This is a genomic window from Paenibacillus sp. JJ1722 (genome assembly GCF_048282685.1).
Taxonomy (GTDB): Bacteria; Bacillota; Bacilli; order Paenibacillales; family Paenibacillaceae; genus Paenibacillus; species Paenibacillus polymyxa_B.
On record NZ_CP182500.1, the window covers coordinates 1154905 to 1177991 of the forward strand.

Here is a 23087-nt window from a genome sequence, read left to right on the forward strand (position 1 = left end):
TAAAATATTCAAGATAAGGTTGTCATTATTACAGGTGCCTCAAGTGGAATTGGAGAAGCGACTGCAAAAGAACTTGCCTCTAAAGGTGCGAAGCTGGTACTGGCCGCTCGTCGTGAAGCTCGTTTGCAAAAGCTGCAAGAAGCAATTCAAAATAATGGCGGGCAAGCTGTTTATAAAGTGACGGATGTTTCCTCACATGAGCAGATGGAAGAGTTAGCGGATTATGCGCTTAAAGAGTTTGGAAAAATAGACGTAATGGTCAATAATGCAGGAGTCATGCCGTTATCCCCTGTTCATGAAAAGAAAATCAAAGAATGGGATTTGATGGTGGATGTTAACATAAAGGGTGTACTTTATGGTATTGCTGCCGTTCTTCCAACCATGAGAGAAAGAAGAGAAGGGCATATCATTAACGTTTCCTCTATAGCAGGGCACTTAGTATTCCCTGCTAGTTCAGTTTATAGTGGTACAAAGTTTGCTGTGCGTGCCATTACAGAAGGCCTTCGTAGAGAAGAGTGTATCAACAATATTCGAACGACTATTGTCTCGCCAGGATCGATTGATACAGAATTAACAGCAGCAATTTCAAACTCAGAGTTAAAAACAGCAATTAATGAGGATATGAAAATTGCTATCGAGCCTTCTAACATTGCTCGTGCCATAGCATTTGCAATTGAGCAGCCAGCCGATGTAGCAATTAATGAGATGATTATTCGTCCAACAATTCAAGAACTATAAAATAGAAAAATCATGTGATTTGTTGATACTGCCCTAAAAATAGATTTTGGGGCAGTATTTATATTTGTACGGTTTACATGCCTCTTGCTATGGGATAGATATGATTTGTTAGCTCTATAAAATGGGGGTTGCCCAATACAAAGCATACCATTGGAATCAGCCCAGTCGATAGATGCTTTCAGCAGATTTTTCCCCATACCCTATCCCCAAAATTCTTTACATACGCAGACTCCAAATTCTACCTTAGGAGCGAATCTATCTTAATAAATACCCTCGCATCTGGAAAACCCAACGTATCGATTCCCCACTACAGCAGCTCAAAATAAATTCTCGATTTTATAGTGTCCGTTTGTATAATCTGATCACACCCCGATGTATCTAAAAATGCCTCCTTGCTCTCTATCTAAATTTCTTTCTCTCCATCATCTGTAATCATAATTTAGATAAATCTGTCGTAGCTTGGTTGATTGCCGATCTAACAGTATCCCTCTATTAGGTTGAAATCCTATATAAATCGGTTGAAAATGTTGATTTTACCAATAGACAAGGATTTGTACAATAGAGTTGTAACGCTTACATTTCCAAGGAGGTTGCGGCGAAATGAAGAGACTTCAGGTGATTGGCAAGCAAATCAGGACCCCGAGATCCAAAAGGAGGCCGTGTTGATGAAATTTAAGGGAATATTGGCGGCATTTTTGTTTTTAACCACAGCGTCTGTGTTGTTTGGGACGCATACGGCAGAGGCCCATGAACTATCCAATGACAAGCTGACGATTCAGACAGGTGAGCACGGTGAAATTTCATCAATACGTATCAAGGGAGATGCTTTCCCGACAGAGTACGTGATGAACGCAACGGTTACACCTGAGCAGAACACCGCAGATCATCAGTGGCTAGGGGAGCTGATGTTCACGTACCGCTTGGATGGAGGCAGCTGGACGAAGGCATGGACGAACAAGTCGGCAGACGCACGTAAGATCACAACCAGTGGTAACCGTGTCACTGTCACGTACGAGAATTCTACTAACGCAGAAGGCATACGCAATTTTAAAGTCATTGAAACGTATTCGGCAGAGTCGAATGGTTCGGTGCTGTGGAATATACAGGTGCAGAATACAAGTGGAAAAAAATTGGAGATTGGCGATTTCGGTTTGCCTCTGCCTTTTAATGAGCAGTGGACCAACGGTGATGCGATCTACGAAACTAGAGTGGTGACGCATTCCTTTGTCGGCAATAACAGCTCCTATATTACAGCTGGGCGTCCCAGCGGCATTGGTTCTTCCCTGCTGCTGATTCCTGATCCCACAACAGGTGCGGGTTTTGAATATCAGGATCACTGGCGGGATGAGGAGCATCCGGGCAGCAAATGGGCCTGGAATCCAGCCAACGAAGGTAAATGGCTGGAAGGCCTCAATGTATTTTATATTCATTCCAATGTCATCAAGTCCACGAATCGGGGGTACTTGCCCAATACAAGCCTGATCCTGAATCCTGGTCAAAGCAAAAACTATGGCTTCAAGTTTCTGGCGGTGAAGGACGAGCATGATGTAAAAGATACGTTGTACCAAGAAAACTTGGTGGATACAACAGTCGTACCCGGCATGATCGTGCCTACGAATCAAAAGGCGAAGGTGGACCTGCGCTCCAAGCAGGCGATCAGCAAAGTAACCTATCCAGACGGAACCGTTATTCCGCAGACAGATAGCAAGGCCGGAGGACATTACATTTATGAACTGAAATTTACTAAGCTGGGTCCGAACTTCATAACGGTAGAATACGGCAACGGCAACAAAACGGTGTTACAGTTCTATGCCATCGAGCCGATTGATCAGGCGTTGCAACGGCATGCTACATTTATGGTCGACAAAACCCAATGGAATGTACCGGGTGATCTGCGCGACAAGGTATTTGATGATTGGATGATGCATACCAAATCCAAACGCAACATTTTTAACGGCTATTGGGGTTGGGGAGACGATTGGGGTCTGACCCACGGACAGTTCCTGGCTGAGAAAAACACACTGTCTCCAGTCGCCAAAGAGGTGCGGGCAGTAGACGATTATTTGGAGACGGCGATTTGGACAAATCTGATGAACGGACATCATGAGGATTATTTAATTCATGATTTCTTGATGCCAGAGCCTAACGATACACCGACCTATCGAGGGTATGCGTATCCGCACGTATACAACACGTATTTCAGCATGTACAAGATTGCCAAGGAATACCCGGATCTTGTCACTTACAAGCATCCAAAGGAAACCTATTTGCTGCGGGCGTATAACATTTTCAAAGCATTGTATGAAGGGCCAGTCGCGTACAACTGGGAAACAGGTTTGATGGGCGAACTGACCACACCGGATATTATTCAGGCACTTCATGATGAAGGCTATGATGATGAAGCGAATGATCTCAAGGAAAAAATGGATCGTAAATATAACAATTTTAAAAATACAAAGTATCCTTACGGTTCTGAATATAGCTATGACAATACAGGGGAAGAGGCTGTATATACGTTAGCCAAGCAGAATATAGATACAGAGGGCGAGCAAAGTAAAGCCCTGGAAATGATGAGTAAAATTAATGCCAAAACCCGTGCGGCACGCGGTCATATGCCCGTATGGTACTACTACACCGACCCGGTGACGATTACCGGGGAGAACTGGTTTAACTTCCAGTACACGACTTCGCTTGCCGGATATGCGATGGATGACTGGATTCGCCATCATGAGGACAATCACCGTGAGGAACAACAGCGGTTGTCCTATGCAGCTAAAATTGCCAATGTTGGAGCGATTAACTCCGGGCAAATCAGCTCCGACCCTGAAAACATCGGGGCGGTCGCATGGACGTATCAAGCGGAAAAAGGCAATAACGGCACGAACGGCACTGGCGGCGGTAAAAATGTTCCGCTCTTTAACGGCTGGCGCGGCATGAGCGGTGAGGCTGATCTCGGATTGTTCGGTGCGCTCAAAACATTAAGTGCTGATATCGCGATTGATCCTATTTTTGGATTGACGGGCTACGGTGCAGAGGTGAGCAAAAGCGGCAACGTGTATACGATCAAGCCACTGGACGGCCTGTTCAAGCGGGTCAATCTGATCACGGAAAAGCTGTATATCGAGCTGGAAAAGGACCAATATACAGAAGCCAAGTTGGCAACATCCAAGGATTATGTATGGTTCCAACTGAAAAATCAAACGCCGGGCCAAGCCCATTCCACGTACGTTACATTTGACGGTTTGAAGAAAGGAACGTATCTGGTTAAAGTGGGCGGTCAATCGCAAGGAAAGTTTAATGCGTATGCGACCACCAACAAACTTAAATTGGAGATTGGCACAGCATCCTCCTATACGATAGAGCTGACACCGACCACACCTGATCCGAACAAAGCACCTATCGTGGATGCTGGCAAAGATTCGAAGGTAAAGCTGCCGGATCAGATCATTCTGAAAGGCACGGCTACGGATGATGGACTTCCACAAGGTAAGGTGACGAGCGAGTGGAGTCTGGTCGAAGGACCACAGGACGCGAAGGTCACATTCAGTAACAAAACATCGCTGCGCACGAAGGTGGACGTTTCCGAGCCAGGAACGTATGTGTTCAAGCTGACAGCCAGCGATTCTCAGTTGTCAGCTGAGGCTAAAGTAACGGTGGTAGCTGAAGCGGCGGCTCCGTTACTTGAACAGCTTGCAGTTTACAAGTTTGATGAAACAAGCGGTTCTGTAGTTGCGGATTCATCGGACAGTGGCAATGATGCTGCCGTGAAGGGAACGGCTGCATGGGCTGCGGGTAAAACAGGCAATGCTGTCAGCCTGAACGGCAAGGACAGCTATGTGCAGCTTCCGGCGGGTATTGTCAGTCGGACACAGCAATTGACTGTATCCGGCTGGGTCAAAGCGAACAGCCTGAGCGATTATGTGCGGATTTTTGATTTCGGCTCCGGGACGAATGAATATATGTTCCTGACGCCTAAAGCAGGAAACACCATGCTGTTTGCCATTACCAACCAAGGCAACGGGCAGGGACAGGAGCAGACGATTGAAGGCCCTGTACTGCCGACAGGCGTATGGAAGCATGTTGCGGTCACGCTTTCGGGTTCCACAGGTATTTTATACGTGGATGGAAAAGAAGTGGGACGCAATACCAATCTGACCTTGAATCCTACCAGTCTGGGTCAGACCAAAAATAATTTCATCGGCAAATCTCAGTACCCTGATCCGTACTTCAATGGTCTGGTGGATGAATTCCGTATCTACAGCCGTGCTTTGAATGCAACCGAGGTGGCAGGACTGGCCTCTGGTACAGCACAAAACCTAACGGGAGCCGAGAAAATCACGGCTTTAAAAGAAGTAAACGTGACGACTCGTGCAGGTGAAAAACCCGAACTGCCAAGCGTCGTGGAAGCTACGTATGGAGAAGGCTCCACCAAATGGGTGGCTGTGGAATGGGAGGATATAGACCCTGCACAATATGCTGCTCCAGGTTCGTTTGAGTTGAAGGGTAAAGTAGAAGGGACAGAGTTAAAGGCAATTGCGAAGGTAACTGTGATTGAGGCTGGGGCTGCGGATTCATCGGTAACACCGGTTAGTCCGGAGAATTCAGTAACCTCGTCAACTACGACACCCTCGGTAACATCTGCCTTACCGCTTCGGCCTATTAGCTCCGCTAAATCAGCGGGGGTATCCTGAATGGGAGGCAACAACGCATAGTCATGACTAACCTTTCCCATCGTCACTTTCCTCCTAATAAAGGGGAGAGTGGCGGTGGGTATCCTTGCATTTGAGGTGCAAAACCGCGAACAAAAAGGTGAATGGGGGAAAAAGTATGAGCAAGATTACATTTCTGGGTGCAGGCAGTACGGTATTTGCTAAAAATGTGCTTGGCGATTGTATGTTGACGCCTGCTTTGCAGGGCTTTGAACTGGCGTTGTTCGATATTGACCCTGTAAGGCTAAAAGATTCAGAAAATATTTTATCCAATTTGAAAAAAACAACAGGGAGTACCTGTGTGATTCGCTCCTACACTGATCGCAAGGAAGCACTACGTGGGGCGACCTATGTGGTAAATGCCATCCAGGTAGGCGGCTATGATCCGTGTACAATTACGGATTTTGAAATTCCTAAAAAATACGGCCTGCGCCAAACGATTGCCGATACGGTTGGTATTGGCGGTATTTTCCGCAATTTACGTACGATTCCGGTGATGCTCGATTTTGCGGCAGATGTGCGCGAGGTGTGCCCGGATGCATGGTTTCTCAACTACACAAATCCGATGGCTGTGCTGACGAATGTGATGAACGTTTATGGCGGTGTCCGTACGGTAGGGCTGTGTCATAGCGTGCAGGCGTGTATACCGGAACTGTTTAAAAGCCTCGGGCTGGAGCAGGAAGGTGTAAAGGCAAAAATCGCAGGCATTAATCATATGGCGTGGCTGCTCGAAGTGAGCAAGGACGGTGTGGATTTGTATCCTGAGATTAAAAAACGAGCCGCCGCTAAGCAACAGGAAAAGCATCATGATATGGTGCGCTTTGAAATGATGCTAAAATTCGGCTATTACATTACGGAATCGTCCGAGCATAATGCGGAGTATCATCCGTATTTTATCAAACGGGCATACCCTGAGCTGATCGAGCGCTTCAATATTCCTTTGGATGAATACCCGCGTCGCTGTGTGAGCCAGATTGCACGATGGGAAACGATGCGTGAAGAGCTTTTGGGTAATCAGGATCTGCGTCATGAACGGTCAAACGAGTATGCCTCTTATATATTTGAGGCGATCGAAACGAATCAGCCTTTTGCCATTGGCGGCAATGTGATGAACACAGGCTTAATTACCAATCTGCCGAAGGAAGCCTGTGTGGAGGTACCTTGTCTGGTGAATCGTAACGGGGTTACGCCAACCTTTGTCGGGGATTTGCCACCCCAATGCGCTGCGCTGAACCGGACGAATATTAATACCCAGCTGTTAACGATTGAAGCTGCAATCACCGGGAAAAAGGAGCACATTTATCATGCTGCTATGTTGGACCCGCACACGTCCGCAGAGTTGTCCATGGATGATATCGTTTCTCTGTGTGATGACCTAATTGCAGCCCACGGGACATGGCTCCCAGCCTATGTGTAAGGGAGGCAGATGAATGGGAGGCCGTGGTCGTCAAAAGTTCGCCGGGATTCCTACAATCCGTGGGAAATTCATTGTACTGACGCTGGTACTCACCGTCATTCCGATGGTGGTACTGACCTTTACCTTTTACCGGATCGCGGCCCATTCCCTAGGTGAGAAATCGGAAGCGCTGGCTATGCAGTCCCGGCAAATGAGTGAAAATTACGTCAATGCGACGCTCTCCGATTTGAATGATCTAACCAATGCCATTCTCAGCAGTCCTGATGTGCAGTCCACACTGGAGACCAAGCCGGAAGATGATTATGAATATTTACGGAACGATGAAACACTCAGTATGGTTGTCCGTACGCAAACCCAGACCAAGCCGTATATCACGTCCTCTCTCATATATGCCGCCAATGGCGGGCTCAAGCATTCTCTCTATCAGGGGAATGTTTCGGTCCGTTTTGGCGGTCTTCCTACATTAGAGGAAGCACGTGTGTACTATCGCCGCCTACTCGCCGAGCGGCCCATGATGTGGATGGCTCATTCGCCGTTTGAATCAGGACGCGGAATGGCGGAGGATCGCATCTATGTGGGGAAACTGCTCCGAAAAACGACTGGAGATTATGCACCACTCGGATTTTTGCTGCTGGAAATCGACAAGGCCAGTCTGTTTCGGGGGCTTGCTTTTCATGAAACAGATGGCAATACCCAGATGTGGGTGCTGGATCAGGAGGGCGAGCTTGTATACCGATTGCCGGAGCAGGGTGTTGCGGATCAAGCGCTATTGCGGCAGATTGCCAAATCGGCTGTGGATAGGCCTGTGCTTACGAAGGACTGGAGAACATGGAACGGCCGCCAGACGATGATCTCTTACGGCCCGTTAAATGAAGGACAATGGACGCTGCTGCAAAAAGTCGATCAGTCTGTGCTGTTCGAGGATGCGCGGAAAATTGGTGCCTGGACCATCTGGACTTTTTTGATTGCACTGATGCTGGGCTGGATGCTGTCTTATCGGCTGAGTGACACGATTCGACGCCCCCTGCTTCAATTGAGCCGATTAATGGCGGTCGATGGGAGTGTGAGCGCTACAGGCTCAGCCCAAGCTTTCGAAGCTCCTACTTCCGTTGTTTTTAATCCTAAGGACGAGGTAGGGCAGATCGGGGAGCGTTTTCTTCATATGATGCAAAAAAATCATGAACTGTACGGTCAGGTCTACGAAGCGTTGCTGTCGCGTAAACAGGCTGAGTTCCGCGCGCTTCAGGCGCAGATTAATCCGCATTTTTTGTACAACACGCTAGAATCGTTGAAGGGAATGGCCTTGGCGAATGGGCAACGGGATATGGCAGAGGTAATCGGTGCCTTCGGAAAATGCTTTCGCATTTCGCTAAGTTATGGCCGAGAGCAAATCAGTTTGGGACAGGAAGTCGAGCATGTAAGCGCCTATGTGAAGGTGCAGCAGTTCAGGTTTAGGAATTCGTTCGAGTGGATTTGCGAGGTCGAGGAGGATATTTGCGGATTTTATGTACCCAAACTAATCCTCCAGCCGCTCGTCGAAAATGCTATTTATCACGGCTTAAAAGGGCGCACCGACCGTGGCTATATCATGTTATCTGGTACAAGGGAAGGAGATATGTTGCGTTTGACGGTCAGTGATGATGGGGGCGGTATTGGAGTCGAGCGTCTGAACGATATCCGGAAGTCGCTAGATGCAGAACGGGGGAGTGCTATTGGCTTTGGGCTGCGCAATGTGCATGAACGTCTTCGGCATTATGGTCCGCAATATGGACTGTCCGCGACAAGCAAGCCGGGTCAGTACACCTCGGTTACCTTACTGGCACCCATTCGAACCGAATAAGAAAGGGGAGGATGGCATGTACCGGCTGCTGATTGTGGACGACGAATATCATATTCGGGAAGGACTGAAGCTGATGGTGGCGGAAAGTGGCCTGTCAGTGGAAGTCAGTGATGTGGCGGAGGACGGCGCGACGGCATTACGTTTGTATACGGAGCAGCGACCGGACATGATTTTACTGGATATTAATTTACCGGATATGAGTGGACTGGACGTAGCAAAAACCATTCGGGAAAAGGATCAGCAGACCCCGTTATTATTCCTGACAGGGTACGAATCTATGACATATATTCGTCAGGCAGTTTCGCTTCAAGCGGTCGATTATTTGCTCAAGCCGGTGACCAGCGAGGATTTCGAAGCGGCATTGAGCCGGGCTGAGGATCGCATTACGCAATGGCGAAGAAGCGAGGAGGAAGCCATTCACCGCCATCGTTCATTGGAGCCATTGTACAGGGAGCATCTACTGCTGGATTTGCTCCAGCAGCGGCGTCCTGCAGCCGAGGTCATTCGGGAGATGGACGGGCTGGGATTTTTCGGCGAGACGAGTGGACCACCTTATACCGTACTGTGCTGCGAGCTGGAGGAGGCGTCGCAGCAGGAGGCAACCGCCACTAGCAAGCCACACGGTTCCATGCATAAAAGCAGCCATGTATTCGCCGGACTGGCTGGGGAGGCTGCGGCAGCAGCCGGGGCGAAGGCGCATGGTGCGGCGGTTTCCCGCGATCGGCGTGTTGTGCTGCTGGCGACGGCATCTTGCAGGGCGGCGGAACGGACGGCACAGCAGATTCGGCAGGCCGTGCAGGAACGATTGAGCCAGGGCGTGTCCATCGGGATTAGCCGTCCCGTACAACGGATGGAGCAACTTCCCGAAGCGTATGAGGAAGCTGTGCAAGCGGCGGAGCATCGGGGGTGGGTGGGCTATAGCCAGATCATCCCCTATGAGAGTATTCAGGCGGCCGAGCCGAACAGCAGTCAATTACTGGAGAAGGAACTGCTAATGATTACGGAAATTCGAGCAGGCAATGATGCTGCCGTACATGCGATTTTACAGGAATGGTCAGGACAGTTGGCAGGGTTGCCCGTCAAGCAGGTGAAAATGATTGTCACTCAGCTCGTGCTGTTCGTCATGCGGATCGTTCAGAGTGATGCATCTGTAGGACAAACGTCCATACAGGAGCAGGACCCGTTGTTGGAGCTGTCCCGATTACGGCATGGGCCCGAGATGATTGATTATGTATCGCGTTATTTTGTCCGGGTGGGTCGTCATGTCCGAGAATCACGTGAGAAGGGGATTCCACGCAAATTCCAACGGGCCAAGGAATGGATTCGGGAGCACCTTCAGGAGGATGGCGGGCTGAACCGTCTTGCAGAGTACATGAATATGAGCCCCAAATATTTGAGTGCCCGTTTCAAGCAAGTTACAGGTGAAAGCTTCGCCGACTACCAGACGCGTGTTCGCTTTGAGCGAGCCCGAGAACTGCTACTGGACGCGAATCGCAAGGTGGCGGAGGTAGCGGAGGTTGTGGGATTCACAGATACCAACTATTTTAGCATTGCCTTTAAAAAGCATACCGGACTGACCCCGACGGAGTTTCGTAAAACATTTTTGTAAACGCGCTGTTAAAAAAATCATACCAAAACAAAGAGAGTCTGGAGTCGTTGGGTGGTCGGCTCTGGGCTCTCGGCGCATAATAGGCTTGTAAGGAGAAACCAGTTCAGGAAGGGGCCGGTTGATTTGCTGAAACGAAGGTTACGGACATGGATGGCTCTCGTGATGACGGCGATGTTGACAGGGCTGACGGCTTGCAGTGGTAACGCTGGCGAACCGGCTAATCCCAATGCGGTCGAACTCAAGTTCATGTACTGGGGAAGCAATGACGAGAAGCAGGCGATGGAAAAAATGATTCAAAGCTTTAATGCATCCCACCCGAACATCCGGGTGAAGGGCGAGCATGTCCCTGGTGACTACACGACGAAAATTAACACGTTAATGGCTGCCAATCAGCTTCCTGATATCGCCTACTTGGGCGATTCCCTCACGATGAAATGGGCAAGTGAAGGCAGACTCCTGGATTTATCCTCTTATTATGACGAATATCCCGAATTAAAAAACAAGCTCAAATCCTCCTATCTCTACAGCGAACCTGGCAAGTCTATCGGAAATTACACCGCATTGGAAGTGATGCAGTTATTTTACAACAAGGAGTTGTTTACAGAAGCAGGGGTACCCGTCCCTCCGGCTGATCCTCAAAAAGCGTGGACATGGGATGAATTTCTGGAAATTGCCAAAAAGCTGACCAAGGATCAGAACGGCAAGCATCCGGGAGACAGTGGATTTGATCCGAAAAATATTGTGCAATACGGCTTTGCCTTCGGCAATGACCGCAGCTCCTGGGGGCCCCTTTTAGCGAGCAACGGTGGAGGTTTGACTGACAAAACGGGCAAGAAGTACACCCTGAACAGTCCTGAGTCGGTGGAGGTTTTTCAGAAGTTGCAGGATCTGGTTTTCAAGGAGCATGTTTCTCCTGATTTGATCCAGCAGCAGGACATGCCGTCCAATACGATTCGGCTTCAGACAAGAAAGGTCGCAATGGTGGTAGACGGGACATGGTCCTTGCTCGATTTTTCGAACAACAAGCAGCTGCAATGGAGTATCGGCGTTCTGCCGAAGCTAAAAGAACCCAAAACGATGATTGTTGCGGGAGCCACGGTCATTTTCCAGAGCACCAAGCACCCGAAGGAAGCGCTCGAATTTTATTTGTACCATAACAATCCCGAAAAGGTGGATCTGTTCAAGTCTGGTCTTTGGATGCCTATCGAGGAAAAATATTATACCGATGAGCAGGCCATCCAGTCATGGACAAATAATGCCGCACATCCACCGGAATTTCAAAAGGCTGGCATTGAGTATGCCAGAGATTATGCGATCAAGCCGTCAACTTCGACCCTTCGCAACTGGCCTGATATCGGTTCCAAGCTGACCCCAGGGCTGGATCTGATTTGGACGAACAAGAAGACGCCGCAGCAGGCGCTGGATGAACTGGAACCTATCATTCAGCCATTGCTTCAAGGAGTATACCCGGATGAATAATGCGGCGGGACAGCTGCGAAAGGAGAACAGCCCATGAAGCGACCAAAATCAGGAATGATGCGCATGGAGCGAAACTGGGGTCTGCTATTCGCGCTTCCTGCCATCCTCGGATTAATGATATTTACAATTGGACCGATTGCGGCCTCGTTCGTATTCAGCTTAACCGATTGGACGATTGGCGGACAGATGACCTTTATCGGATTGGACAATTACCGAACCATTTTGACCGAGGATGCTACCTTTTCCCAATCCATGTTCGTGACCACATATTATGCACTGGGTAGCGTACCTCTAGGCTTGGCGGCAGCTTTTATCATTGCGCTGTTATTAAATCAAAAGGTGAAGGGTTTGTCGGTGTTCCGTACGATTTATTATTTACCTACCATTGTACCGAGTATTGCCAACACGATGCTGTGGCTGTGGATGTTCAACCCGGATTTTGGTCTGTTAAATTCGCTGCTGGAGAGCGTTGGACTGCCGGGGAGCAAATGGATTTATGACGAGAGCACTGCAATACCCTCGCTGATCATGATGAGCACCTGGGGAATCGGGAACACGGTCATTATCTTTTTGGCGGGACTTCAGTCGGTTCCCACCCATCTGTATGAAGCAGCTGAGGTAGACGGCGGCAATAGGTGGCACAAATTTTTTCACATTACCATTCCTTCGATGACACCAACTATTTTCTTCAATCTGGTCATGTCTTTAATCAGCACCTTTCAGGCATTCAATCAGGCGTATGTTATGACCAACGGGGGACCTAACAATTCAACCCTGTTCTATGTGTTCTACTTGTGGCGTACGGCCTTTACGGAGACTAAAATCGGCTACGCCTCAGCGCTGGCCTGGATCTTATTTTTCGTCATCTTGGTCCTAACGGTTCTGATTTTCTCCACATCCAAAAAGTGGGTCCACTATGAAGGAGGGGAACGTTCATGAATCAGGTCACTTCTTCTGTCAATCCTTCAGAAACACCACAACATCCGCTTCCACAGCCTGAACGCTCCCGAAGTCCTGCTACCGCCACCCGTTCCAAACCATTCCCAATCAGCCGTGTTGTACTGTATATCGTTTTAATGATAGGTAGTGTTTTAATGCTGTTGCCATTTGTATGGCTCATTCGTAGCTCTCTGATGGGGACATCCCAAATTTTCGTGTTCCCGCCAGAGTGGATACCCTCTCCTTTTCAATGGAGCAATTACCCGGAAGCGCTGACTTCAGTACCGTTCGGCAGGTATTTTATGAATACGTTCATCATTGAGGTATGTGTGCTGGCAGGAGTGATGTTGACCTCGATTGTATCGGCGTTTACTTTTGCCCGCCTACGCTGGCCTGGACGTAATCTGATCTTTTCTCTGCTGATCGGGTCGATGATGCTGCCTTACGCGGTGACGCTAATTCCCACTTTCGTGATGTGGCGTGAGCTGGGCGGTCTGAATACATTTCTGCCGCTGATTGTTCCTGCATGGTTCGGTGGAGGGGCGTTTAACATCTTTTTGATGCGACAATTCATGCTGACGATTCCACGCGATTTGGACGAAGCGGCTTATATGGACGGAGGTACGCCTCTGACTGTACTATGGCGCGTCATTATTCCTTTATCTTCGCCTGCATTGATCGTGATCGGAATATTTACATTTATTGATGTGTGGAATGATTTTTTGGGCCCGATTATTTACTTAAGTGACGAAAAGCATTTTACGCTAGCGCTGGGGCTAGCCACTTTTCGGGGATTGAACAATACCAACTGGCCTTACCTGATGGCGGCTTCCAGCACAATTTTGGCTCCCATCGTCCTGATATTTTTTATCGGACAGCGCTATTTTATCGAAGGCATCACATTGACAGGGATAAAAGGCTAAAAGGAAGCTGAGACGCGCTGGTATGCTTGAAAAAGAGACGGAGAATTGGGTGCAGGACTTACGGGAAAGCGGCAGCGAGAAGAGCATACATGTGTTCAAAAGCAAGTGGAGAGTATGTTCTAAGGCATATGCCCTGAAAAGAGATGTGGAATAAGGAGGCGTACGAGTGAAAGAGGAAGAGAGTCAAAAGACAAAACCGTTACAGGGTGTTCCAGGCAGACTGGCCCGGTTACGCTCGGAATTCCCGGCTCTAGGGATAGATGCACTGCTTATTACACATGGGCCTAATCGAAGATATATGACCGGATTTACAGGCTCGGCTGGAATTGCACTTGTTACGCAGGAAGAGGCTTTTTTAGTGACGGATTTCCGCTATATGATGCAGGCAACAGATCAGGCAGTGGAATATTCAGTGATTCGGCATGAGGCGCAAATCTTCCAAACCGTGGCCGATCTCACAAGTAAATTGGGTGTCCACAGACTGGGTTTGGAGAGCAGGCATGTTTCACTTCAACAGTCGGGACAGCTTCAAGCCGTGCTGGGCTCGTTGGAGTACGTGCAAACGGAGGATGTCATTGAACGGCTGCGCGATGTGAAAGACGAAGAAGAGATTCACACCATTAGCGAAGCTGCTCGTATTACCGATGCCGCCTTCACGGAGGTGCTGAATTATATTCAGCCTGGAGTTACAGAGCGGCGGATTGCGGCGGAACTGGAATATCAGCTTCGGCTCGGAGGCGCGGAATCAGGCGGTTTTGCGTTCATTGTCGCTTCAGGTGAGCGTTCGGCGCTGCCGCACGGACTGGCCAGTGACAAGGAAATTGGTCAGAACGAGTTTGTCACAATGGATTTTGGCGCAAATGTGCGTGGTTATCTATCCGATATCACGCGTACCGTATTCGTAGGCCAGCCTTCAGAACGACATGAGAAATTGTATGCCATTGTGCTGGAAGCAAATATGAAGACGATTGCAGGACTTCGTCCCGGCTTAAGCGGTCGGGAGGGAGACAGTCTGGGGCGGGATGTGATTGCTTCTTACGGCTATGGGGAGCAGTTCGGTCACGGGCTGGGCCACGGTTTTGGTCTGGAAATTCACGAGCAGGTACGGCTGTCCCGCGAAAGCAAGTCGGTGCTCGTACCGGGTCACGTCATTACCGTGGAACCGGGAATTTATATCCCAGGCTTCGGCGGGGTTCGCATTGAGGACGATGTGCTGATCACAGATGACGGTGTCAAGGTACTGACCTCTTCGCCTAAGGAACTGCTTTTATTATAAAACGCAGTGGCGTTATAGGTAACTGTCCATAGTTTGCAAGTCATTCAAAAATGAGATGGAGGGGATCAAATGAACACGCATAAAAGGCACACCAAAATATGGCTGACTGCACTGGCGGCTTCTCTCATTGTGGCTTTGACACCAGCTATTCCGGGTCAACAGGCTTATGCCGAGGCAGAGTCGGATGTAAAAGTCATCGACATCTTTAGTCGGACGGTGAACGATTATGGTATAGATCTGGTTGATTGGCAAGGATATCTGGCGAACCCGTATGTGAAGCTAAAAGTGAAGCCGCCAGCGGATGCCGCTTTTCCGTTAACGGTTACGTTAAATGCGCAGGGCACGTCCCGGCTGATGATGGATCTGCCAAGTACTTTGTCGGCGCAAGGTGCAAGCAAAACGCTGACTTTTGCCAATGCACAGGAGGAAAAAGATTTTCGGTTAGCCATCCATCCTGACCGGATTGGAGGAAACGGTGAAATAGAGAACTATACGCTGTCTATGTCCGTTGCCGGAAATGATGGTCACACGACTACTCAGTCCATTCCGATTCGCGTGTTGGATCAGGACGATAATGAAGAGCCCACAGTCCCTCTCCATTTTGATTACCGCTTCGATACGATCAAGCCTTATTTCAATGATGCGGCTACCAAAAAAGCCGCAGAGCTGGCGGTAAAGGACTGGTTCTATTTCTTTGATCTGGCTCCTTTCGATGAGGTTCCTGCCAACGCTGAGGTAAACCATCTGCCAGGAGACGACTGGCAAAATGAAATACAGGTGACAAATGATAAGCCCTACAAAGGCATGTGGGTGTTTATGAGAGGGCTGAACGGACCCTATTCTACGGGCTTTCCAGCCACGAACGGCAATTATCATACACGTAACGGTGTGACCGTCCCGGGGAACCTGAACCGTTCCTATAGTTTGATTCTGGATTTCTATGATGATGCGATTCCATTTACATCCGTGGACGATGAAGAATGGTATCAATCCGATCTGTCCAAAGTGACGGATGTGCATGGGCTGATCATGCATGAATTCGGTCATGCGATTGTATTCAGCGACACATTCCCGGGTGTCAAAGCGCTGAAGGAAGCGGCGGGCAATGACCCGGATATTATGGCTTATCAGCACAGACCAGCCGCGCTGGACGACAGCTATCATCTCTCCGGAGAGCTTGCAGAAGTCGACCGATTGAGCGGTCAAAATGGAGGCTGGCGCCATCTGTTTCCGACCCGGCGTTGGATGAACACGAAGCTTTCGCTGCTGGTAGCAGAAAAAGCAGGCTGGCCGCTGCGTAAGGACCTGACTCCTTTCCTCGCGCCAGAAATCATGACGAAGGAATTGCCTGCACCCGTCAAAGGTAAAACGTACACGGCCAAGCTGGAGGCCAAGGGAGGCGTTCCGTTTTACGATTGGACGGTGACAGGCGGTCAACTGCCCGCAGGGTTCACACTGGACCGCTTTACAGGAACGATTAGCGGAACAGCAGGCAGCGGAGCAGGCAACAAGACGTATACGTTCACCGTACAGTTACGGGATTATGATGAGCTGAGCAAGCCTGTGAAACAAAGCTTTACGCTCAAGCTGTAAATAATACCTCACAAACAGATTAAAACGGTCGAAGGGAGGGAAGCGAATGAAACATGATGCCGCGGATCTGGTCATTGTAGGCGGCGGAATCATCGGTACAGCCATCGCTTATTATGCGGCTAAGTCCGGTATGAAGGTCGTGCTGGCTGAGCGAGGGGAGATTGCAGGAGGCACTTCGTCCCGTTGTGATGGAAATATATTGGCAATCGATAAAGAGCCCGGGTTTGACAGTCGAATGTCGTTGGTATCGCAGGAGCTGGTGGCAGAGCTGGCTAGGGAACTGGAGGATGAGTTCGAGTATCGTGCGCCTGGCAGTATTCTGGTCTGTGAAAACGATCAGGAGATGCAAGCGGCTGAGCAATGGGTAACCCGTCAAGAGCAGGAAGGACTTCCATTTCGCATGCTGGATCAGCAGGATTTGCGAGAGGAATGGCCGCATTTAGCGAAAGATTTGCCGGGCGGGCTGGAGTGTGCGACAGATTCCACTGTAAATCCGGTGTTGATGACGTATGCACTGGCCGAGGCCGCGCGTCGGATGGGGGCCAAGTTATTACCGCGCATGCCGATACAGTCCATCCTTCAGGACGAAAGGGGGAACGTCCGCGGGGTAGAGACGCCCAATGGCGTTATCCATGCAGGTGCAGTGGTATTGGCGACAGGTGTGTGGACACGCAGCATCGGTCATTCACTCGGCTTGGACCTTCCGATCATGCCGCGCAAAGGGCATATACTGGTGTCTGCCCGAATGCCTTCCATTGGGAACCGCAAGGTAATGGAGTTTGGCTATCTGATGAGCAAGTTTGGCGGTCAGCGGAGTGTGGATGAGCTTTATGAAAAATACGGTGTAGCGCTGGTGTTCGAGCCAACCGCATCCCAAAATATTCTGATCGGCAGCAGCCGTCAGTTTGTCGGTATGGACACAGGTGTCGATCAGCAAGTGATTCGCTTAATCGCCCGCAGAGCCATTCGCTTTTTCCCTGCTTTAGCCAATATACCGCTGATGCGGGCGTATACCGGCTTGCGTCCATGGACACCTGATCATTTGCCAATTGTATCGGCAGTGGACGAAGTACCGGGGCTGTATATCGCTTCTGGTCATGAGGGGGACGGCATTAGTCTTGCGGCGGTGACGGGTAAGCTGGTGACTGAAATGGTACGGGGTGAATCCACTTGTATTCCGGTGGAACCGCTGCGATATGACCGATTTGGGGAGGCTTTTACCAGCCACGAGGTTCACGGGGAGGTAACCGGATGAGTGTACCGTGCAGAATTACTACCATTGATACCCATACGGGAGGCAATCCGACGCGGACGGTCATTCACGGTGCGCCTAAGCTGGTAGGTCGTACGATGCTGGAAAAAATGACTTATATGGTAGCACATCATGATGATTTTCGCCGTTTGCTGATGTTCGAGCCGCGAGGGCATGAGGTGATGTCGGGCTGCATTTTAACAGAACCTTGTCATCCAGATGCAGATATCGGTGTGGTCTTTATAGAGACTGGCGGCTATTTACCGATGTGCGGTCACGATACGATTGGAGTATGTACGGCGCTGATGGAAGGCGGGCTGATTGCTGCGGATAAAAAATCGATATTACTGGACACTCCGGCAGGCCCGGTTCAAGTGCGGCTGGAGGTGGATGCGGGCAAGGTGCGACAAGTAACGTTCACAAACATCCCTTCTTTTGTGTACCGCCGTGAGGTTGAGGTCCAGGTAGAGGATATCGGTCAAGTCACGCTGGATATTGCGTATGGAGGCAACTTTTACGGCATTGTAGAGGCGGCTTCCATCGGTCTTGCACTGGAGCAGAGCAATGGGGCAAGAATTGTACGAACAGCAGTGCAGATTCGGGAGGCAGTGAATGCTGTTGTTGAGGTAGTACATCCTGAAAATCCGGTTATTCAAGGATTGACGCATATTGAATTTTACGGGGAGCCTGTGGCTCCACAGGCCGATTGCCGCAATGTCGTCGTCATCCCACCGGGAGGTATCGATCGTTCTCCTTGTGGCACAGGAACCTCGGCCAAGGTAGCGGTGCTGCACGCCAAGGGAAAACTGGGCTTAAATGAGCCGTTTGTGCATGAAAGCATCACAGGTTCCATGTTTCGGGCTGAAATCGTGGGCGAGACGCAGATAGGTCCATATCCGGCAGTCATTCCACAAATTACAGGCTCGGCTTGGGTGACGGGACATCATCAATTTGTGTTGGACCCCGAGGACCCGCTTAAAGAAGGTTTTTTGCTGATGTGAGCATTTTGCATCATTCCCGAATGCTGAAGTATGAAAATAAAGATGGGAAAGGGTTGGTAAGCATATGGCACGTTTTGAAGGTGTATATGTGGCCTTGGTTACACCGTTCACGGCAGAGCTGGAGGTAGACCATAAGCGTCTGACCGAGCTGTGCGAGCATCTGATTGCAAGCGGCATTAGCGGACTGGTTCCTACGGGATCGCTGGGAGAATATGCGGCTTTGTCCCCGGAGGAACGGTCGCAGGTTGTGCACACCGTAATTGACGCTGCGGCAGGGCGTGTCCCGGTTGTTGTCGGCTCGGCGGCTCCGTCCACCAAACAGGCGGTGCATTGGATTCAGCATGCGAAGGATGCCGGGGCAGCGGGTGTCATGGCACTGCCGCCCATTAATTACAATCCACTGCCTCACGAAGTAACGGCCCATTATGAAGCATTGTCAGAGGTGGGCTTGCCGATCATTGCGTATAACAACCCCCATGATTACAAGGTTGACTTGACTCCAGATATTCTTGCGGACTTGTCGCGAATTGAAAATATCGTAGCAGTCAAGGAATTTTCGGGTGATGTACGGCGTATTCACGCTATTTTGGATCAGACAGAGCTGGAGGTCATGGTCGGAGTAGATAATCTGGCGATGGAGGGGGCATTATTCGGCGCGACAGGCTGGATTTCGGGGGTACCTAATGCGCTGCCCAAGGAAGGGGTAGAGTTGTTCCGTCTTGCGCAGGCGGGAAACATGGCGGAAGCGTCCGCATTGTATCGCAGGCTGCTGCCGCTTTTCCATTATGATGCCAGCCCGCAATTGGTACAGTCCATCAAATATATGATGGAGCTGGCTGGATTTCCGGTCGGTCCGACACGTCCGCCCAGACTTGCGCTGCCGCAGGCGGATTATGACCGCATTCGGGAAGCATTTAAGGTGGCGGTTCGTCCAAGCGAAGTTTCATCCTGAATGGAGGTGAAGACGATGGAGAGCCGAAATTGGATCGGCGGTGAGTGGCTGAACCCTTCAGGCGAGGAAATGGTGGTTCACAATCCTTCGTCCTTGAAGGAGGAGGTCGGAGTCGTCCATTTTTCAGAAACGGGCGATATTACACAGGCCGGGGATGCGGCACGGCTGGCTCAGGCGGGTTGGGCCGCGTTAAGTCCCGCAGCACGGGGAGCTTATCTGTTCAAAGCAGCCGGGTTACTAGAGGCAGCATTACCTGAATTGGCTGAGCTGGCTAGCCGTGAGATGGGCAAGCCGATTACCGAGATGCGCGGAGAGGTCATGCGAGGTGTCCATCTGCTCCGATACTACGCGGCAGAGGGCGTACGATCCATCGGTACAGTCATTCCTTCGAATGAGCCGGGAGTGCTCCAATACACGAAGCGCATTCCGCTGGGTGTAACGGCAGTCATTACGCCGTGGAATTTTCCGGTAGCTATTCCGCTATGGAAAATCGCCCCTGCACTCTTGTGCGGAAACACGGTCATCTGGAAGCCTGCCGAACATGCTTCATTAACTGCAGTGCGGGTCGCCGAGCTATTCGAGGCGGTGCAGCTTCCGCCCGGCGTGCTGAACTTAGTCATTGGGCAAGGTAACCGTATTGGCGATGCCTTACTGGAGCATCCGGTACTGGATGCGGTCAGCTTCACGGGTTCTACTGCTACAGGTTTGGGCATTGCGGGACGGTGCGCACGCCGTAATATCAAGTACCAGACCGAGATGGGCGGTAAAAATGCCGCTGTGGTGCTGAAGGACGCGGATGTGGCGCAAGCAGTAGCGATGATTGTTAGCGGAGCTTTCCGTTCAGCCGGGCAAAAATGCACGGCCACCAGTCGGGTGATTGTGGAACAGTCTGTCTATGAGACATTCACGGAAGCCTTACGCCAAGCGGTGGAAAAAATACAGATCGCTCCGGCGCTTGACCCCAATGCGTATCTTGGACCTGTGGCATCGGCAGGTCAGTATGAGAAGGTCATGTCCTATGTATCACTCGCCCGCCGGGAAGCCGATATTTTAGTCGAAGGTGGAGCCGCCGCCGGGACGGATAACGGATATTATGTGCGTCCGATGGTGGCGACTGGACTTGATTCGTCCCATCCATTGATTCAGGAGGAGATTTTTGGACCTGTGATGGGGGTAATGCAGGCGGACGACTTCGAGGATGCGATTCGACTGTGCAATGATTCTATTTATGGATTAAGTGCCTCTCTATTCACCCGCGATTTGCGGTTGGCTCACCGGTTTCTGGATGAGGCGAACGCCGGTATGGTCCGGGTTAATCAGGAGACGGCTGGTGTCGAATACCAGGCTCCGTTCGGCGGTCTGAAGCAATCCAGTTCACATACCCGGGAACAGGGCCAGGCGGCGCTGGATTTTTATTCAGCGATTAAAACCTGCGCGATCAGCTATGAGTAAGCGGGCGACGGGACGAAGTGAGACGGTTGAGAGCGCATCAGGTCATTTGCTCGTATGTCGCTGTGAAGAAGTGAGTATCGCACAGATGGAGCAGGCCTGCCGCATGGGCGTGGACACCGTGCGCCAGCTTAAAATGGCTACGCGGGTGACGATGGGGGCATGTCAGGGCAGGGTATGCCGACAATTGGTGGAGTCATGGTTTTACAATCAGGTTCCTGCTGCCCGCCGGGAGGCGGAGCTGTTGTCACAGAGGCCTCCCGTACGTCCCGTAACGTTCGGGCAGCTGGCAGAGGGAGGTTCCTTATGAGCCGCATGCGTATTGTAAATCACCCTATTTTGGGACCAAAGCCGGAACGGCGGCAGGTATCTTTTATTTTTGACGGTCGTCCTATGCAGGGATTGGCTGGAGAGCCATTGGCAGCAGCACTGCTGGCCAGCGGTGTCCGTTTGCTGAGAAGGCATGAGGAATCCGGTACGGCCAGAGGTGTATACTGCGCCATTGGGCATTGTAACGAATGCCGCCTGACGGTTCATCCGTTCGGTACCGTCCGTTCCTGCCTGACCAAGCTGGAGGAAGGTATGGTGGTGGAAACCGGACGGCAGCTTTCGAATGAAATCACAGGGAGAATTGTGACATGAATAAAATGGCGCATCTCATCGTCATTGGGGCGGGTCCCGCCGGATTGTCCGCAGCGGTATCGGCTGCTGAGCAAGGATTGCCAGTCACGGTACTGGATGAGTTTACAGAGCCGGGTGGACGCATGCCCGGGCAATATCATGAGGAAGGCAGTCAAGGCTGGTGGGTTGGAAAACACGTTTCGGATGAGCTGATTACCCGTTGCAGGGAACTTGGGGTGGACATTCGCTGCGGCGTTTCCGTACATGGTATGGAATATACAACGACGTGGGAAATTTCCACTTCCTGTGGATTGTTCACTGCGGATTACGTATTGCTGGCGACTGGAGCTGCTGAAATTCCCGTTCCGCTGGATGGCTGGACGCTGCCGGGCGTGATGTCCATCGGGGCCGCGCAGGTGATGACCAACGTTCATTACGTTAAGCCAGGAGAGCGAGGCATCATAGTGGGCATGAACGTATTGTCGATGGCGATTGCCCGCGAGTTGTCCGTCGCCGGAGTGAAGGTGGCGGCGATTACACTGCCGTGCGCTAATCCGCTGGCTGGTGCGGCGGCAGATCCGACAGCCTCCGCGAAGCTGCTGCTTCAGCTGTCGGGGCTGGCCCCTGCCGCCTGGATGCGTGCAGGCGGCAGGCTCGCAGCTGCGATGCGGATGGAGAAACTCATCGCGTGCTGCTATCCCCACAGAGGCTTCCGTCTGTGGGATATCCCGATCCGGTTGCGGACAGCAGTGCTGTCCGTCAACGGGCAGGACCGGGTCGAATCCGTGACCCTGGTCCACGTTAAACCGGACGGCTCGCCTATTCCCGGCAGCGAGCGCGTCGAACCCGCCGACTTCGTGGCGCTGAGCGGCGGCTTGTACCCGCTCGCCGAGCTGGCGGCGGTAGCCGGATGCAAGTTCGTGTACAGCCCTGAGCTAGGCGGGCATGTTCCACTGCATGGTGAGCGAATGGAAACCTCGCTCAAAGGGCTGTACGTTGCCGGCAATATTACCGGCATCGAAAGCGGGCTGGTCGCGATGGCCCAAGGTCGATTAGCCGCCGCTTCCATGCTCCATGCCGCTGGACTCGGCGGAGCAGGCGGGGAACAGCGGGTGCAGGAGGCGATCTGTGAGGTCCATTTTGCACGCAAGCATGCGCTGATTCAGTTTCATCCCGGCATTACAGAGGCGAGAACGCAGCTGTACCAGCAGTGGGGGCAAACCTCTGGCAGCGGCGCGTAACGGCTCATTGTGTTTGATATGCATTTTTTTATCCCAAATTCGCCTTAA

The 23087-nt window shown here is 50.9% G+C and carries 17 protein-coding genes; all 17 read left to right on the forward strand.

What is annotated here, in order from left to right; all coding sequences use genetic code 11:
* Window positions 1–6: 6 nt before the first annotated feature.
* The 17 genes from ACM1ND_RS05315 to ACM1ND_RS05395 all read left to right on the forward strand — a co-directional run bounded on the left by ACM1ND_RS05315 (window position 7) and on the right by ACM1ND_RS05395 (window position 23039).
* Complete coding sequence (locus ACM1ND_RS05315) at window positions 7–738, forward strand: SDR family oxidoreductase (protein WP_341058545.1); 732 nt, start codon at window positions 7–9, stop codon at window positions 736–738.
* 665 nt (window positions 739–1403) lie between these two features.
* Window positions 1404–5429, forward strand: a complete 4026-nt coding sequence (locus tag ACM1ND_RS05320) for a DUF5695 domain-containing protein (protein WP_418027175.1) — start codon at window positions 1404–1406, stop codon at window positions 5427–5429.
* Between the two features lie 136 nt (window positions 5430–5565).
* Window positions 5566–6864, forward strand: coding sequence for an alpha-glucosidase/alpha-galactosidase (locus ACM1ND_RS05325; RefSeq protein ID WP_069079686.1), 1299 nt, complete (start codon window positions 5566–5568; stop codon window positions 6862–6864).
* A 13-nt stretch (window positions 6865–6877) separates the two neighbouring features.
* Window positions 6878–8704: a cache domain-containing sensor histidine kinase gene (locus ACM1ND_RS05330; RefSeq protein ID WP_076157694.1), complete on the forward strand. Its 1827-nt coding sequence runs from the start codon at window positions 6878–6880 to the stop codon at window positions 8702–8704.
* Between the two features lie 16 nt (window positions 8705–8720).
* Entirely contained in the window at window positions 8721–10313 is a 1593-nt protein-coding gene (locus ACM1ND_RS05335) for a response regulator (RefSeq protein ID WP_418027177.1), read from the forward strand.
* Between the two features lie 123 nt (window positions 10314–10436).
* Window positions 10437–11792: an ABC transporter substrate-binding protein gene (locus tag ACM1ND_RS05340; RefSeq protein ID WP_250267563.1), complete on the forward strand. Its 1356-nt coding sequence runs from the start codon at window positions 10437–10439 to the stop codon at window positions 11790–11792.
* A gap of 33 nt (window positions 11793–11825) precedes the next feature.
* Window positions 11826–12731: a carbohydrate ABC transporter permease gene (locus tag ACM1ND_RS05345; protein ID WP_023987248.1), complete on the forward strand. Its 906-nt coding sequence runs from the start codon at window positions 11826–11828 to the stop codon at window positions 12729–12731.
* Window positions 12728–13654 (forward strand): carbohydrate ABC transporter permease, encoded by a 927-nt coding sequence (locus ACM1ND_RS05350; RefSeq protein ID WP_023987249.1) that lies wholly within the window; start codon window positions 12728–12730, stop codon window positions 13652–13654. The genes ACM1ND_RS05345 and ACM1ND_RS05350 overlap by 4 nt, the downstream gene beginning before the upstream one ends.
* Window positions 13655–13820: 166 nt before the next feature.
* The gene (locus tag ACM1ND_RS05355; RefSeq protein WP_418027180.1) at window positions 13821–14930 is read left to right on the forward strand and encodes a M24 family metallopeptidase; all 1110 of its coding nucleotides are present in this window, start codon (window positions 13821–13823) and stop codon (window positions 14928–14930) included.
* 69 nt (window positions 14931–14999) lie between these two features.
* Entirely contained in the window at window positions 15000–16523 is a 1524-nt protein-coding gene (locus ACM1ND_RS05360) for an Ig domain-containing protein (RefSeq protein WP_068938456.1), read from the forward strand.
* Between the two features lie 46 nt (window positions 16524–16569).
* Window positions 16570–17778, forward strand: a complete 1209-nt coding sequence (locus tag ACM1ND_RS05365) for an NAD(P)/FAD-dependent oxidoreductase (protein WP_418027182.1) — start codon at window positions 16570–16572, stop codon at window positions 17776–17778.
* A complete protein-coding gene (locus tag ACM1ND_RS05370) occupies window positions 17775–18776 on the forward strand; it encodes a proline racemase family protein (RefSeq protein ID WP_418027184.1) in 1002 nt (333 codons plus the stop codon). Before ACM1ND_RS05365 ends, ACM1ND_RS05370 begins: the two co-directional genes overlap by 4 nt.
* Window positions 18777–18840: 64 nt before the next feature.
* The gene (locus tag ACM1ND_RS05375) at window positions 18841–19728 is read left to right on the forward strand and encodes a dihydrodipicolinate synthase family protein (RefSeq protein ID WP_418027186.1); all 888 of its coding nucleotides are present in this window, start codon (window positions 18841–18843) and stop codon (window positions 19726–19728) included.
* A gap of 15 nt (window positions 19729–19743) precedes the next feature.
* Window positions 19744–21180, forward strand: coding sequence for an aldehyde dehydrogenase family protein (locus tag ACM1ND_RS05380; protein ID WP_418027188.1), 1437 nt, complete (start codon window positions 19744–19746; stop codon window positions 21178–21180).
* Window positions 21173–21487 (forward strand): (2Fe-2S)-binding protein, encoded by a 315-nt coding sequence (locus tag ACM1ND_RS05385; protein WP_068938458.1) that lies wholly within the window; start codon window positions 21173–21175, stop codon window positions 21485–21487. The genes ACM1ND_RS05380 and ACM1ND_RS05385 overlap by 8 nt, the downstream gene beginning before the upstream one ends.
* The gene (locus ACM1ND_RS05390) at window positions 21484–21819 is read left to right on the forward strand and encodes a (2Fe-2S)-binding protein (protein ID WP_023987257.1); all 336 of its coding nucleotides are present in this window, start codon (window positions 21484–21486) and stop codon (window positions 21817–21819) included. The genes ACM1ND_RS05385 and ACM1ND_RS05390 overlap by 4 nt, the downstream gene beginning before the upstream one ends.
* Entirely contained in the window at window positions 21816–23039 is a 1224-nt protein-coding gene (locus ACM1ND_RS05395; protein WP_418027190.1) for an NAD(P)/FAD-dependent oxidoreductase, read from the forward strand. Before ACM1ND_RS05390 ends, ACM1ND_RS05395 begins: the two co-directional genes overlap by 4 nt.
* The last annotated feature ends 48 nt before the right edge of the window (window positions 23040–23087 follow it).